The organism is Stenotrophomonas sp. 107298_Sma, from assembly GCF_056480345.1.
The window spans coordinates 3,954,498-3,969,482 of sequence record NZ_CM151094.1 but is presented as its reverse complement, the minus strand read 5'-3'; the positions used below and the strand labels follow the sequence as shown (position 1 = coordinate 3,969,482).

Below are 14,985 nucleotides of genomic sequence, written 5' to 3'. Positions count from 1 at the left end.
TGATGGCTGGCACGCAATTTCACCTATCGGAACCGTTCACCACACGGCAGACTGCCTGCGCAGTAACGCATGTCCGCAGTTCCTGATCCCCTGTCCAGGAGTGCTGTATGACCCATGCCGTCCCGCGCGCATTCCGTCCGCGCCGCCTCACCGTTTCCGTGCTGCAGGCCCTGGCCGTCCCGTCCGTCATGCTGATGACCGCCAGCAGCGCCTGGGCCGGCTGCAACAACTCGGCACCGACCGCCGGCCAGACAGTCACCTGCGATGCCAATGCGCCGAATCCACAGACCGTTCCCATCACCGCCAGTGGCGCGGCCGGCATCATCGTCAACGTCGCCAATGCCGCACAGCTGCAACAGAGCGGCGGCGGAAGTGCGATTTCGCTCGTCGGTGCAGGTGGTCACCTGCTGTCCAATCTGGGGGCGATCAGTTCGACGGGGGGTGTAGCCGTCCAACTTGGTGGCGGTAGCCGCGTCGAGAACAGCGGCAGCATCAGCACGGGCAACAACGTGGCCCTGCAGTTCGTCGGCACTGGTGACAGCGTTCTGGTCAACCGCGGAACGATCAGTGGCCGCACTGGCGTGCAGTTCGGTGCCGGCAACGATCGCCTCGAGATGCAGGCCGGCAGCATTACCGGCGGCGTCCTGCAAGGGGATGGCAACGACGTGTTGCTGCTCAACGACGGAACGATCGACAGTGTCGACCAGGGCGCCGGTGATGATCAGATGACGATCAACGGTGGCACCGTTACTGGCCTGGTGACGCAGGGCAGCGGCCGCGACGATTTCGTCATGACCGGCGGCACCGTCGGGGCCCTGCAGCAGGGTGACAACATCGATACCTTCCGCATGAGTGGCGGCCGCATCGTCGGCGCGTTCGAGGATGGCGATCAGGCCTGGATGACCGGTGGCCGCATCGGCCGGGTCAACATGAAGCTGGACAAGAACCTGTGGGACCAGTCCGGCGGCACGGTGGACGGCAACGTGGTCACCGGCTTCGACACCGATACCATCATCATCTCGGGTACGGCCTACATCGGCGGCAATATCAGCGTCAGCGGCGGCAATGACAGCGTGACCATCACCGATGGCACCGTGCGTGGCCAGGTGCTGCTCAGTACTGGCAATGACACGTTCAACTGGAATGGCGGCGGCATCGTCTACGGCGCGATCGACATGGGCCCTGACAACGATGTGGCCAACCTCAGCAATCTCAACCAGGCCAACCTGGGCGCGGTGCCGCTGTTCGACGGTGGCGCAGGCGACGACAGGCTCAGCTTCAACAACGTAAAGACCGCAGGCGTGGGGCGCTTCCAGAACTGGGAAGCGATCAGCCTGGCCAACAGCACCGAGCTGAACTTCGACGGCGATCTGGTGCTGGGCGACAGTGCCAGCGGCACCGGTTCGCTCACCGTGGATGACACCAGCACGGTCTACGCAGGCAGTGGCGGCCATGCCATCCGTCCGTTCAACAGTGGTGCATTGGTGGAGATGGTCAATGCAGGGCGCATCGACCTGACCGGTAGCGGCGCCGGGGATGTGTTCACTGTCCGCGGCAACTATCGCGGTGACGGCGGTGGCCTGTACCTGCGCACCGTGCTGGGCGCGGACAATTCCACCAGCGACCGACTGGTGATCGATGGCGGCACCGCAACCGGCACTACCGGCATCGGCATTCTCAACGCCGGCGGCGGCGGAGCGGCGACGCTGGCAGACGGCATTCTGGTGGTACAGGCCTTGAATGGTGGCAGCACCGCAGCAGGCGCATTCTCCTTGTTCGCGCCGGTGTCTGCGGGTGCCTACGAGTACTTCCTGTTCAAGGGCGGCGTCAGTGCCGGCACCGGCGAGAACTGGTATCTGCGCTCCACGTTGGTCAGCGGGCCGACGCCGGCACCCAACGGCGGCGGCAGCGCGACACCGCCGCCCCTGACGCCGCCGGTGGCGCCACCTCCGCCGATCACCCCAGCGCCGCCACCGCCGCCCGAAGGCGCTACTGATCCGAACCTGACCGCGGGCGAGACCGCACCGCCACCGCCGCCTCCAGAACCCGCGCCGGTGGCCCCACCCAGCGATCCAGCGGTGCCTGACGTGCCGGTGGCCGGCGGTGCATTACCCGGTACCGGCGCGCCGCCGACACCCGGTGCGCGTCCCGCCGAAGGCGCGGTGGTGCCGCTGTACCGCGTGGAGACCGCCACCTATGCGGTGGTGCCTCCGTTGCTGCGTGAGGCTTCGCTGGCCAGCCTGGGTACCTTCCACGAGCGCCAGGGCGAGCAGCGCCTGCTGTACAACCAGGGTGCGCTGCGTACCGCATGGGGCCGGTTGGTCGGGCAGAGCAGCGAGATCCACTGGAAGGGCGATGCGAAGCCGGGCTTCGACGGCGACGTGATGGGCCTGCAGGCCGGTCTGGATGTATGGGCCGCTGCCTCCGACAACCATCGCAACCAGATTGGCGTGTTTGTCGGACGTACCCGTGCGCAGGGCAAGACCACCGGCCTGGCACTGGGCTGGGAAAACGTGCAGGTGGGCCAGAGCCGTTTGGATGACAAGCACGTCGGCCTGTACTGGACATTCACCGACAGCAGCGGCGGCTACATCGATGCCGTGGCGATGCAGAGCCGTTACGACGGCCGCGTGCGTTCCTCGCGCGGGCTTGGCTTCGGCGTGAGCGGTGACGGTACCAGCGTGTCGGTGGAAGCCGGAAAGCCGCTGCTGCACTTCGGGCAATCCGCATGGTGGCTGGAGCCGCAGGTGCAGGTGATCTGGCAGCGCACTTCGCTGGACGATCGCCGCGATGAAGTGTCGAGCGTGCGTTTCGACAACGACAATGCCTGGACCGGCCGCATCGGCCTGCGCCTGGCCGGCGATTACCAGTTGGCCGACAACGGCTGGCAGCCGTATTTCAAGCTCAATTACTGGCATGGTCGTTCCGGCGAGGATCGCATCGGCTTCGACGATGACGTGATCGTCAATTCGCAGCGCTCGCGTGCACTGGAAGCCGGCGTGGGTGTGGTCGGGCGCTTCAACCGGACCATCAGCGCCTATGCCGTGGCCGACTACACGCGCGAACTGGGGGGCGACCGCAACGAGAAGCGCCGCATCATCGAAGGCAACATCGGCCTGCGCGCGGATTGGTAGCGCCGGGCCACGCCCGGCGGCGTGGCCCGCTCTGATAGGTGCCGACCTCGGTCGGCACCTATTCCGCCGACGCCATGACCCTGCTCTGGTAGGTGTCGACCTTGGTCGACACGAATCCATCGGTGCCATTACCCCGCGCATTCACCCGGCGCCACCAGCGCGCTGGCATGATCGGCCAACACCACCACCGCGTGCAGCAGGCCTTCCTCCACCTGCGGCGGACACTGCGCCTGCGCATCGTCTGTCTCGCGCGCCGACTGTGCAGCCAGCAGTACCCCGCCGCACGCAGACAATGCTGCCAAGCAGCGCGTCGCCTCCGCCAGTTCCCGGCCACGCACATCGCTGAGTTGCCGTTCGCGCCAGACCTGACCATCGGCGGCGTGGCTTTGCGCGATGCCGTGTAACCGGGCGAAGAAGGCCGGCGGCGGAGCGTGTTCATGGGCTTCTGTGAGCGCATCTTCCAACGCTTCGGCTGCGGCATTGGAGAGCTGCAGGCCGGGCATTGCGGCACCGAGCAGTACATGCAGACGTGGGTAGGTGGGGTAGAGCGTGGTCATGGCAGCAACCTCACAAGGCTGGGCCACCTGCAGGAATGCAAGGTGGCGGGCGGTGCGGGTTGGCGTGCCGGTGAAGCTACCCAAAGGAAACGAAGCCGGCGGATCGGAAGGATCCCCACGCACCGCCCGCCGCAGAACGACGGACGGTGCAGTATTCGAGCCCGCGACATGGTCGCAAGCCCGACTTCAGGTAGCTTCATTCAGGACGCCAATCCCGGCCAGCGCAGGAGGCGCCGACGGAGGTAACCTTCTCGCGCTCTACGTGGCGATGACATGGGCAAAGTTGCAATTTGCTGATCGCGTGCACGCTATCTTGCTGCAACCCGCGACCGGGCCAGATACGACAGTTCGCGCATGGTGGAAACCATCACCCGCGAGCTATCCTGCGCGCCTGACCCAACGACAAGGAAACGTCGCATGCAGGTTCGCAAGGGAGTGCGTCGCATCGGCGCGCTGATGCTCGTGTTGCTGGCGACCCGCGCCATGGCCGATACGCCAAGCGTGGTCGAGATACCCTCGCCGGAGGCCCAGGCCGAGATCCTCGCCCTGCTTGAACGCCAGGCGCTGTATCGCGATCGGGTGGACTGGCCCGCCACCCGCGTACGCCTGCAATCGGCGCAGGGCGACCCCGCGCAACGGCTGGCCGTTCTGCGCGAAGCCATTGCGCTCAGCACCGGCCACCATGGTGCGTGGACAACGACCCAGCGCCAGCGCGAATCCCTCGCGCGTGCGCAGCAGGCCGGTGCCGCCGCCGTGGACCGGGCCAGGGCCGCTGATGCGGTGGATGCGCGCATCGGCTGGGTGGTCATCGAGGGCTATGCCTCCACGCCCGGCGCGACGCCGCAGGAAAAATTCCGCCAGGACATCCAGCGTGCCGCGCGCTGGCAGCAGGTCATCCGCAGCAAGGACGACGGCGCGCGCTGTGGCTGGATCGTCGACCTGCGGGACAACGGCGGTGGCGCCATGTGGCCGATGCTGCTGGGCATGGCCCCGCTGCTGCGCACCTCGGTGGTGAACAACGAGGACGTGGGCTCGTTCGAAACCGCGCACGGGCCGCAGCGCTGGACGTTGACGGCGACCGCTGTGCAGCTGGCAGGCAAGCCATTGCTGGATTTCGGCCAGTCCGGTTATGTGCTGCGGCAGCCTGGCGCGCCGGTGGCGGTGCTGTTCGGGACCCGCACCGGCAGCTCGGGCGAGGCTTCGGTGCTGGCGTGGCGTGGCCGCCCGCAGGCGCGGAGTTTCGGCCAGCCGACCGCGGGTGTCTCCACCGGCAATGTCGTGCACACGCTTGCCGATGGCAGTCGCCTGCTGCTGACCACCAGCGTGATGCGCGACCGCAATGATCGTGGCGATGGGTTGAAGATCGAGCCCGACCAGCGCATCGAGGGTGATGCCGCCACTTTGGCCGCCGCCCAGCAATGGCTGCTGGCCCAACCCGCCTGCCAGGGCCGCTGACCCATGATCCTGATCGGCCAACAGGAACGGGTGGTGATCGTCGGCCCCACCGAAGCGCATCACTGCCTGCGCTGCCAGACGGAAACCGAGTTCGCCCCGCAGTTGCGCTACAGGATGGCGCGCATCGACCTGCTGTTCGGCTTCACCTACCAGCGCCGTTACGAGCTGGCCTGCACCCGCTGCGGGCACGGTTGGCTGCTGGACACCGACACCCTGGACCAGCAGCTGGGCGGGGTGCCGATCCCGTGGCGGCATCGCTTCGGCCTGCCGCTGATGCTGGTGGTGGTAACCGGGCTGGCCCTGCTGGGCTGGCTGTGGCGGCACGGATTCATCGGTTGAGGGCCGGGGCTGTTAAAGTCTGTCCTGCAATCACGTACCGGAACCGACCATGGACCACGACACCCCGTTCGAACCCCTCAACGACCTCGAGGTGCGCCTTCTGCAGGCCCAGGACGGCACGCTGACCGCAGCACAGTTCCTCGATGGCCTGCTGACTTCGACGGCGTTCGTGCTGCTGGACAAAGCCATCGGCGAAGACGGTGCCTGGGATGAAAGCATTTCGCCGCTGGTGCTGACCAGCGAGAACGGCGAGGCGATGTTCGCGGTGTTCACCGCCCCCGAGCGCGCCGGCCTGTGGCACGAGCAGCTGCCGCAGTTTGCCCATGCCATGCCGATCGCGGTGCACGCGCTGCTGGCCGGTATCGGCGACGGCGTCGGCCTGGTGCTGAACCCGGGCCTGGATGTGGGCATGGAGATGATTCCCGATGCCGTGGCCCAGCTGAAGCAGCGTGCGGCGGCGATCACACGTGGCATGGCGCATTGAGATTGATGGCATAGAAATCGAACCGTCCTCTTCGTTCCTTGCTGCTAGGCATTGATATGCCATTCGATTTGGGAATGTAAGAGCAAGAGCATTGGTGAAGAGCTTAAGAGCGAATATGCTATTCAAGGAGAGAGTAGCTATGCGGTCGATAGGTGTTGGTCTAGTTTTCGCTGTTTTCTCTGTAATCTATGCTTTTGAATCCAAAGCGGAAACAGTTACATATATTCATACTGATGCTCTGGGGTCAGTAGTTGCCGAGTCAGATGAGACTGGCCGGGTGACAAAGCGCTATAGCTATGAGCCGTACGGAGCGCAGATTGGAACTGGTATTGAAGATGGAGTGGGTTACGCCGGGCACGTGAGTGATTCGGCGACTGGGCTGAGCTACATGCAGCAGCGCTATTACGATCCAGGCTTGGGGCGTTTCTTGTCAGTGGATCCAGTCACAATGTACGGGAATGGTGATGGGAGACATTTCAATGCCTATGCATATGGATTCAACTCACCCTACACATTCAAAGATCCTGATGGCCGTTGTCCAATCTGCCCAGCCCTGTTTGGAGGCGCCGGTGGCATGGCGGTGGACTATGGGATTCAGAAGTACATGAATCCCGGAAAGCCAATCAACAAGACAGAGCTGGCAATTGCCGGCGTTGCTGGAGTTGTAACTGGTGGTACCGGCGGCCTGGTGGTTGGAGCCCTGGCGAGAGGGACGATTTCGATCGGTCAGGTCGTAGCAATTCAAGCGACGGTGGGTGCCGCGACTGGTGTTGCGGGTACGGCTGCACAGGGCGCAATCGAAGGAACACCAGTGACAAGCGCTCAACTGGGCTTATCGGCTGTCGGCGGGAGTGTTGGCAGTTTGGCGGGCAGCGGAATTGGAAAACTCGCTGGTGACTTTTCGCAGGCGTCTACTCAAGGGGCAGTGAGTAATATGATGAAGGCGCCAGTGAGTTCACCTGCTGGCATCGGTGCACATATTGCAGAGGCGACTGCGAGCGCCGGCGCAATTGGAGCAAAGCAAGGGGCGGTACAGGGTGCATTGTCTAATGCGGGCCAACGCGGTGCTGATGCCGCAGTTGGAACTGGACAGAAAATCGCTGAGGACAGGTTGAAGTGATGAGATTTTTTAATCGATCTCTCCTTGTGTACGAGCTTGGGCTTCTAGTCGTATTCATACTGGTCGCATTCTTCATCACCCGGTTCAATCCGGTGGAGACGCTCCGGTTGGGTGGATGGCTGTTCCTCTTGATGCAACCCATCTTGTTGGGTGCTCATGCTGTCGACCATTTTTCGCGCAAGCGCCGTCGATAGACGGGAGATGTGAAGGTGCCGGCCAGCGACCGGCACTACCCGGTGCTTCAGCGGGCGGCGGCGATGGCTTTCACCCGCGCCTTGGCCAGTGCCTCACCGATGGCCGGACCCTTCAGATGCGTCGTATCCAGATCCCGTGCCTGCACTGACAGCGCCGCCTGATGCAGGCGTTTGAGCGTTTCGCCCTGTGGGTAGTCGCTGTCCTCGAATCCAAGCCGCCCGCGCTTGTCGGCCTCGCAGCACAGTGCGATGCGTGCCACGCGTTCTGGCCGGCGCAATGTATCGCAGCGGCCCAGTAGTTCCAGCACGGTGGCATCGCGCAGATCGTCAATGCGGTGCACGTTCAAGTGCTCGCGGCAGACCGCTTCGGCCAGCTGCTGGTGCTCGGTGGGAATCTTCAACCGCGCGCACAGTGCCTTCAGCGGCTTGATGCCGCGCTGCTCGTGCATGATGTGGCGCGGCCATTCCTCCGGCGGGGTCAGGCCCTTGCCGAGGTCGTGGGTGAGGGCAGCGAAGCCGACCAGGTCATCGCCCGGCGCCAGTTTCGCGGCCATGTCGCTGACCATCTCCTGGTGGATGCCGGTGTCGACTTCCGGGTGGAATTCCGCGCGCTGCGGCACGCCGTACAGCGCTTCCAGTTCGGGCAGGATCGGGCCCAGTGCCTGTGCATCGTGCAGCGTGCGCAGGAAGGCGGAGGGCCGTTCACTGACCAGCGCCTTGCGCAGTTCCTGCCAGACGCGTTCCGGCACCAGCGCGTCCAGCTCGCCACTGGCGGCGACCTCGCGCATCAGTGCCATGGTCTCTTCGGCGATGGTGAAGCCCAGCGGCGCGAAGCGCGCCATGAAGCGCGCCGCGCGCAGCACGCGCAGCGGGTCTTCGACAAAGGCCGGACCGACGTGCCGCAGCACACGCTGTTCGATATCGCGTAGGCCGCCGTAAGGATCGACCAGTGAGCCGGTCTCCTCATCGCAGGCGATCGCGTTGATGGTGAAGTCGCGGCGCTGCAGGTCTTCTTCAAGGGTGACCGCCGGATCGGCATCGACCACGAAGCCGCGATAGCCACGGCCGGATTTGCGCTCGGTGCGAGCCAGCGCGTACTCCTCGCCGGTCTTCGGGTGCAGGAACACCGGGAAATCGCGGCCCACCGCAGTAAAGCCCTGCGCTTCCATCTGCGTGGGCGTGGCGCCGACGACGACCCAGTCACGGTCGCCGGCCGGGCGCTGCAGCAGGCGGTCGCGTACGGCGCCGCCGACAAGATAGATCTTCATGGGGGGCATGATGGCATGCCCGACCTGTAGAGCCGAGCCTATGCTCGGCTGATCAGCTGGTAGCGCGACCGGACAGAACGGCAGCCGAGCGTGGGTTCGGCTCCACAGGGGCAAGCGCCAGGCCGTACCCGGCGCTCCGGCATCGGCTCGCGATCAATCCCCGCCCTGGTCCGCGTTGGCGGCGCAACTGAAGCTCTTGCGCTTGTCCACCAGGCGGCCCATCAGGCGGTCGCTCAGCGGCAGCGCATCGCCGTTGAGGCGCCAGTCGTAGATCACGCTGAATGCCAGCACGCGCGCGACGTACTCGCGGGTTTCCTTGTAGCTGATGGTCTCGATCCACAGGTCCGGATCAAAGCCCGGGCGCTGGCCCTGCCAGCGTGCGGTCGGGGTCGGGCCGGCGTTGTACGCGGCGATGGTCACGTACGGCAGGCCGTCGTACTTGTTCATCAGCTGGCGCAGGTAGGCGGTGCCGATGGCGATGTTGGTGTCCGGATCGTACAGGCTGTCGGCGCCGCCGTAGCCGGTCAGGCCGATCGACTTGGCTACGCCGGCACCGGTGGCCGGCAGCACCTGCATCAGGCCCATGGCGTTGGCAGGCGAGCGCGCGCGCGGGGTGAAGGTGCTCTCGGCGCGGATCTCGGCGGCCACCCAGGCCGGATCGATCGCATTGCGCGCCGATTCGCGGCGGATGGTGGCGTCGTGGTGCAGCGGGAAGCGCAGGTCGTACAGACGCTGTTCCTGCGGCTGCTTGCCGAGCGCGAACACGGCGCGGTCGAACCAGCCGTTGTCCTGCGCCACGCGAACGGCGAGGCGGCGCTGGGTGTCATCGAAGCGCGACAGCGCGCTGTTCCATTCGGCCACGGCCCAGCCAGCGCGATCGATCTGGTACAGCGCCATCGCGCGCTGGATGGCCGGGTCGCGCGCGATCACCGCCTGTGCCTGTGCGCTGTCGTTCGGCTTCCACGGGCACAGCGTGTAGCCCTGCTGCAGTTTGTCGGCGGCGAGGAAACCATGGAAGGTCGGTGCACGCGCGGCCTCGCGGAACAGCGGCTGCGCCTGCTGGGCCTGGCCGGTCTTCTCCAGCATGCGGCCTTCGAAATAGCGCCAACGCGGGTCGCTGCGCTGCTTGCTGGCCATCTTGCGGATCGCGGTCAGCGCCGCCGGCCAGTCACCGCGCGACATCGCTTCGCGCACGCGCCATTCGTGCAGGCGTTCGTCATACGCCGATTCGGGCACCGCGTTGAGGCGGCGCGCCGAATCGGGCAGGTAGGAGGCCACCGTCCACAGCGCAATCTGGTACAGCACCTGGCCCTGCTGGTCGGCACTCAGGCCGAGGGCCTGGGCGTACTGCGGCAGCTGCTGTTCGGTGGCGCCGGGATCGGCCTTGGCCAGCTTGGCCAGGCCATCGGTGGCGATGCGCCGGCTGCGCTCGTTGCGCGGCCAGTTCAACGCGCTGGTATTGGGCTTATCGACAAAGGCGGCGTAGTTGTTGGCCAGTGTCAGGTCGGTGGCAGGCAGGCCACGTGCGGCGCTGCGCATCACGGCCGGCTGCTGGGCGTCGGCGGCGGCATCGATGCGTTCCCAGCGCAGGGCGTCGCTCAGACCACCCTGTGCCTGCAGCACGGCGAAAACGGCATCACAGCCGTCCGGCAGCGACTTGCCGTTCTTGCGCCACAGGTCCTGCGCTTCACTGATCCACTGTGGATCGACCTTGCCGGTCACCTGGCGTGCGGTCAGCTGCGCGCAGCGCAGGCCTGCGTTGTCGGTGGGCGCCCAGTTGGCCAGCAGGGTCGGCCAATCCTGGCGGCGTGCGACCGAGGGCAGCCACACACTGCGGAAGGTGTTGGCCACTGCCTGGCCGTCATAGCGCTTGAGGAAGGCCTGTGCCTGCGCGGTATCGACGGTGTCGATGTTGCGGCGCAGGTTGGCGTACTCCAGCCAGCCGTATGCTGGATGGCGGCTGAGTGCGGCGGCTTGGCCGGGATCGAACTGGCCGCGTTCGGCGGCCGCGATCGCGGCCTTCAGCTGCGCGTTCTGGGCATCGAGGGACTGGGCATTGGCGCAGCCGATCAGCAGCGTGGTGGCCAAGGGCAGCAGGGACAGGGCGGTCGAAGAGCGTCGGGTCATGGCGATCAGCATAGCGGGCAGAGGCTGAATTCAGTTTCGCATTGCGTGCACGTCCTTGGCCGGCAACGGCAGCTGAATGTCACAGCGGCGGGCACTGCCCCGCAGGGCTGCGGGAGCCGTACTGTCGACCTTGGGCGAACGGCCCGGCTGCAGGGAGCGGCACATGGCGTTCAGTAGCGCAGGAAGAAGCGGCCCGCTGGCGGACATCAATGTCACGCCACTGGTGGATGTGATGCTGGTGCTGTTGATCATCTTCATCGTGACCGCGCCGATCGTGGCCCGGCCGATTGCCGTGCAGTTGCCACAGGCCACCGATCGCGTGGTCGACCGTCCCGAACCGCCACCGCCGATCGAACTGCGCTTGGATGCGGCGAACCAGCTGAGCTGGGATGGCCAGCCGATGACCATCGGCGATCTGCAGGCGCGTCTGCAGGCACAGGCCGGCGAGCATGCCGGCAACCTGCCGGAGCTGCGCATCGCCACCGATCCGTCGGCCGAGTACGAAGGCATGGCCCGGATCCTGGCCGCCGCCGAGGCCACCGGCATGGAACGTATCGCCTTCGTGCGATAGGGCGTTGTCTCACTGCCGCTCATGCGGTGATTGCTGCATGAGCGGTGCTTGCCCTGCTGACAGCGTCGCATCCAGGATCCGCAGAAAAGCCATTTCAATCTGCGCTGGAACCGGGGTTGGATGTGCTCGCCACCTTCCGGTCCCAGGGTCATGTTCGACGTCGAAAGCAGTCAACTCGGCTCTCTCGAAATCCACCACAACCGTCAATCCCTCTCCTGAGGCCAAGGCCGCATCGGTGGGAGAAGGGCAGTTGTTGCACTCGATCAGGCCGCCTGCTCTCGGTTCGCCCGCTGGGGAAAGAAGCAGCGTCATCACCGTCGTGACGCCCAGCACCGCACTCACTGCTTTCATGATCGACTCTCCCGCGAATGGCTGGAGGTGCGAGTCTGCGCTGGGTCGATTAGCGGTGCCTTCTGAATGAAGGAATTTCAAACTATTCATGAAACGGTCCGGCAAAGACCTTTTCCATGAATGCGGCAGCTCCCGGCGCGCGCTGTCGCAGCCGGCATCAAGGCTGCCTGTCGTGAACAATATCGTCCGGTCATAAACTGCAGCTATCTGACGCAATCACCAGTCAATTGCGTCAATTCCGTGTGAAAGAGTGTCGATCATCACGCCGTGGTTTTTACCACTTGTTTACAAAGGAGACGCTGCCGCCATGCAGGGGGGAGCGCGGCAGCCAATGTCCCGACATTCCTTTGGAGAGAGAGCGAATGATTCACCTGCATCACCGCCCGTTGGCGGTTGCCGTTGCGCTGTGCGTGACGGCCCTGGCACCGCTGGGTGCCGCTGCACAATCCACCACCAACCTCGATGCGGTGGAAGTCACCGGTACCCGCATCAAGCGCGCTGAAGTGGAAGGCCAGGTACCGATCCAGACCCTGACCCGCGGCGACATCGAACGCACCGGCCTGACCTCGATCGGCGAGGTGCTGCAGCAGCTCACCGGGTCCGGTTCGGCGCTCAATGCCAAGTTCAACTCGTCCGGTAACTTCGGCTTTCCCCCCGATGGCAGCGGTGTAGGCGCCGGCTCGGCGCAGGTCGATCTGCGCCATCTGGGTGCCAAGCGCGTGCTGGTGCTGGTCGATGGCATCCGCTGGGTCAATGAGTCGTCCGCGTCCGGCGTGGGCTCGGCCACCGACCTCAACACCATTCCGCTGGCCATCGTCGAACGCATTGAAGTGCTCGAAGATGGTGCGTCGTCGCTGTATGGCTCCGACGCCATTGCGGGCGTGGTCAACATCATCACTCGCCGCGATTTCGACGGCGGGCAGGTGACACTGAACTACGGTGAGTACAGCAAGGGCGACGGCACGCAGAAGGGCGTGGATCTGGCCTGGGGCAAGAGCGGTGACCGCTACAGCCTGTTCCTGGGCGCCAGCTGGACCAAGCAGGATCCGGTGTTCGCCAAGGATCGCGAGCAGTCGCGCTTCCCGATTCCCGGCACTGGCCTGGCCTTCGGCAGCGGCGGCATTCCGCAGGGCCGCTTCGCCTTCGTCGATTCCAACACCGGTGCCGAGCAGGACATCGTGCCCAATACCGGCGTAGGCAACCCGCGTTACGACGGCAGTGCCGGCTGCAACCGCAGTGATGACTACCACTGCTTCACCAGCGCTGATCGGTTCAATTTCGCCGAGTACAACATGGTGCTGACGCCGTCGGAGCGCAAAGGCCTGTTCGGTCAGTTCCGCTTTGACATCACCGACAACGTGCAGTGGTACGTCAAGGCGCTGGGCAACCGCCGCGAGTCGACCAACCAGGCCGGGCCGGAGCCGCTGTTCTTCGGCCCCGATGGCGCCACAGGCAACCCGCTGGCCGACAACATCGTGGTGTCGCGCTTGAACCCGTACAACCCGTTCGGCTTCGATCTGGTGTCCGGCGGCAACATGAGCCTGATCGGCCGCCGCCCGGTGGAAGGCGGCGCGCGCGTGTTCGAGCAGAAGGTGGATACCACGTACTTCGCCACCGGTCTGGTCGGTGACTTCCATGCCGCTGATCGCAGCTGGTACTGGGACGTCAACGGCATGTACAGCAAGAACAAGGCCGAGCAGACCAACTACGGCAGCTACAACATCTACAACGTCAACATGGCGCTGGGCGATCCTGCAATCTGTGCGGCGACGCCGGGGTGTGTGCCGCTGAACATCTTCGGCGGCGTCGGCTCGATCACGCCGGACATGCTGAAGTGGATCCAGCCGGTGGTGCGTGACCGCAGCCAGAACGAACTGAGCCTGTTCACCGCCAACCTGTCCAGCGAACTGTTCTCGCTGCCGGCCGGTCCGGTCTCGTTCGCCACCGGTTTCGAGTACCGCAAGTACGAGGGGTCGTACCAGCCGGATCCGTTGACCGTGGCCGGCCATTACAACGGTGTGCCATCGCAGCCGACCTCGGGCTCGTACGACGTCAACGAGGCCTACCTGGAGCTGAGCGTGCCGATCTTCGCCGACTCCTCGTTCGGCAAGAAGCTGGACCTGAGCCTGGCCGGTCGCTACTCGGATTACTCGACTTTCGGCGGCGAGTTCACGCCCAAGTACGGCCTGCGCTGGCAGGTGACCGATGACTTCGTGCTGCGCACGACCTATGCGGAAGGCTTCCGAGCGCCGTCGATCGGCGAACTGTATGGCTCGGCGGCGCGTGCCGACCTGCAGCTGTTCGATCCATGCTCGGTGGGCCTGGGCGGTACGCCGCCGCGCGGCAGTGCGGCCAACTGCGCTGCGCTGGGCGTGCCGGCCGGCTTCCAGCAGGCCAACTCGCAGATCTCGGTGACCACCGGCGGCAACCGCGAGCTGGACCCGGAGCGTTCGCGCAGCTTCAGTGCCGGCTTCGTCTGGAGCCCGTGGTTCGGCAACAACACCTCGTGGTCGGAACGCTTCGACGTGGAAGTGACCTTCTACCGCCACGCCATCGACGGCGCGATCCAGGCGATCAACGCGCAGACCCAGCTTGACCTGTGCGTGGAGACGCTCGACCCGGTCTACTGTGATGGCATTACCCGCGCCAGCACCGGTGCGGTCAGCAGCTTCAACAATCGCCTGACCAACCTCGGCTCGATCAAGACAGATGGCTGGGACGTGGACCTGTTCTGGACGTTGCCACAGTCCTCCATCGGCCAGTTCAAGCTGGGCTGGAAGAACACCTTCGTCGGCCGCTATGAGGCTACCGGCGCGGCTGGCCAGAAGCAGCCGCAGAAGCCGGGCGTGGAAGTGGCCGACAGCTCGATTCCGGAATGGACCAGCAATGCCAGCATCGGCTGGACACTGGACCGCTGGAGCGCCAACTGGACGGTGCGCCACATCTCCGAGCTGACCGAGAATTGTGGAGATGCCGCTGCGTTCCCGGTGTGCAGCAACCAGGCCGCCGGTACCAATACGCTCTCGGCCACCACCTTCCACGACATGCAGGTGGGCTACAAGATCGACTGGATGAAGGGGCTGCAGCTGACCGCTGGCCTGAACAACGTGTTCGACAAGGATCCGCCGATCTGCCTGTCGTGCTCGTTGAACGGCTACGACGCTTCGACCTATGACATCCCGCGTGGCCGTTACTGGTACCTGCGCGCGGATTTGCGCTTCTGATGTGACGTGGCAGCGCCGGTCAGTTCCGGCGCTGCCTTGCTAGTGTGGAGCCGAGCCCACGCTCGGCTGATTCTCTGATCCGGGCATGGGCTCGGCTCTTATCTCTTGCGACTCTGGCACCTTAGGTGCCGAGAGCCCGGCGCGGGCGACCGTTCGGCTCT

11 protein-coding genes are annotated in these 14,985 nt (G+C 65.2%); 7 read left to right on the top strand and 4 right to left on the bottom strand.

Annotated elements, in window-relative coordinates:
- Positions 1-107 precede the first annotated feature (107 nt).
- Positions 108-3,134, top strand: coding sequence for an autotransporter family protein (locus ACZK2G_RS18430; protein ID WP_478474067.1), 3,027 nt, complete (start codon positions 108-110; stop codon positions 3,132-3,134).
- 128 nt (positions 3,135-3,262) lie between these two features.
- Here the strand turns inward: ACZK2G_RS18430 and ACZK2G_RS18425 are convergent, their stop codons facing one another.
- Complete coding sequence (locus tag ACZK2G_RS18425) at positions 3,263-3,691, bottom strand: hypothetical protein (RefSeq protein ID WP_136638965.1); 429 nt, start codon at positions 3,689-3,691, stop codon at positions 3,263-3,265.
- A 417-nt stretch (positions 3,692-4,108) separates the two neighbouring features.
- On the opposite strand from ACZK2G_RS18425, the gene ACZK2G_RS18420 reads away from it, so the two are divergent.
- From ACZK2G_RS18420 to ACZK2G_RS18405, 4 genes are all read left to right on the top strand, one after another.
- Positions 4,109-5,146 carry a S41 family peptidase gene (locus ACZK2G_RS18420; RefSeq protein WP_478474065.1) on the top strand — a complete coding sequence of 346 codons (1,038 nt, stop codon included), beginning with the start codon at positions 4,109-4,111 and terminating at the stop codon, positions 5,144-5,146.
- A gap of 3 nt (positions 5,147-5,149) precedes the next feature.
- Entirely contained in the window at positions 5,150-5,485 is a 336-nt protein-coding gene (locus ACZK2G_RS18415; RefSeq protein ID WP_337302198.1) for a hypothetical protein, read from the top strand.
- 49 nt (positions 5,486-5,534) lie between these two features.
- Positions 5,535-5,969: an SseB family protein gene (locus tag ACZK2G_RS18410; RefSeq protein WP_136638968.1), complete on the top strand. Its 435-nt coding sequence runs from the start codon at positions 5,535-5,537 to the stop codon at positions 5,967-5,969.
- 115 nt (positions 5,970-6,084) lie between these two features.
- Complete coding sequence (locus ACZK2G_RS18405) at positions 6,085-7,089, top strand: RHS repeat-associated core domain-containing protein (RefSeq protein ID WP_080347447.1); 1,005 nt, start codon at positions 6,085-6,087, stop codon at positions 7,087-7,089.
- 241 nt (positions 7,090-7,330) lie between these two features.
- Here the strand turns inward: ACZK2G_RS18405 and ACZK2G_RS18400 are convergent, their stop codons facing one another.
- Positions 7,331-8,551 (bottom strand): multifunctional CCA addition/repair protein, encoded by a 1,221-nt coding sequence (locus ACZK2G_RS18400; RefSeq protein WP_478474064.1) that lies wholly within the window; start codon positions 8,549-8,551, stop codon positions 7,331-7,333.
- Positions 8,552-8,704: 153 nt separating this feature from the next.
- Positions 8,705-10,690: a transglycosylase SLT domain-containing protein gene (locus ACZK2G_RS18395; protein ID WP_337302195.1), complete on the bottom strand. Its 1,986-nt coding sequence runs from the start codon at positions 10,688-10,690 to the stop codon at positions 8,705-8,707.
- A 151-nt stretch (positions 10,691-10,841) separates the two neighbouring features.
- Between ACZK2G_RS18395 and ACZK2G_RS18390 the strand changes: the two genes are divergently transcribed.
- The gene (locus tag ACZK2G_RS18390) at positions 10,842-11,249 is read left to right on the top strand and encodes an ExbD/TolR family protein (protein WP_136638972.1); all 408 of its coding nucleotides are present in this window, start codon (positions 10,842-10,844) and stop codon (positions 11,247-11,249) included.
- A gap of 9 nt (positions 11,250-11,258) precedes the next feature.
- Here ACZK2G_RS18390 and ACZK2G_RS18385 read toward each other — a convergent pair whose 3' ends face one another.
- Positions 11,259-11,690, bottom strand: coding sequence for a hypothetical protein (locus tag ACZK2G_RS18385; RefSeq protein WP_136638973.1), 432 nt, complete (start codon positions 11,688-11,690; stop codon positions 11,259-11,261).
- A gap of 272 nt (positions 11,691-11,962) precedes the next feature.
- On the opposite strand from ACZK2G_RS18385, the gene ACZK2G_RS18380 reads away from it, so the two are divergent.
- Positions 11,963-14,824, top strand: a complete 2,862-nt coding sequence (locus tag ACZK2G_RS18380) for a TonB-dependent receptor (RefSeq protein WP_478474063.1) — start codon at positions 11,963-11,965, stop codon at positions 14,822-14,824.
- Positions 14,825-14,985 lie beyond the last annotated feature (161 nt).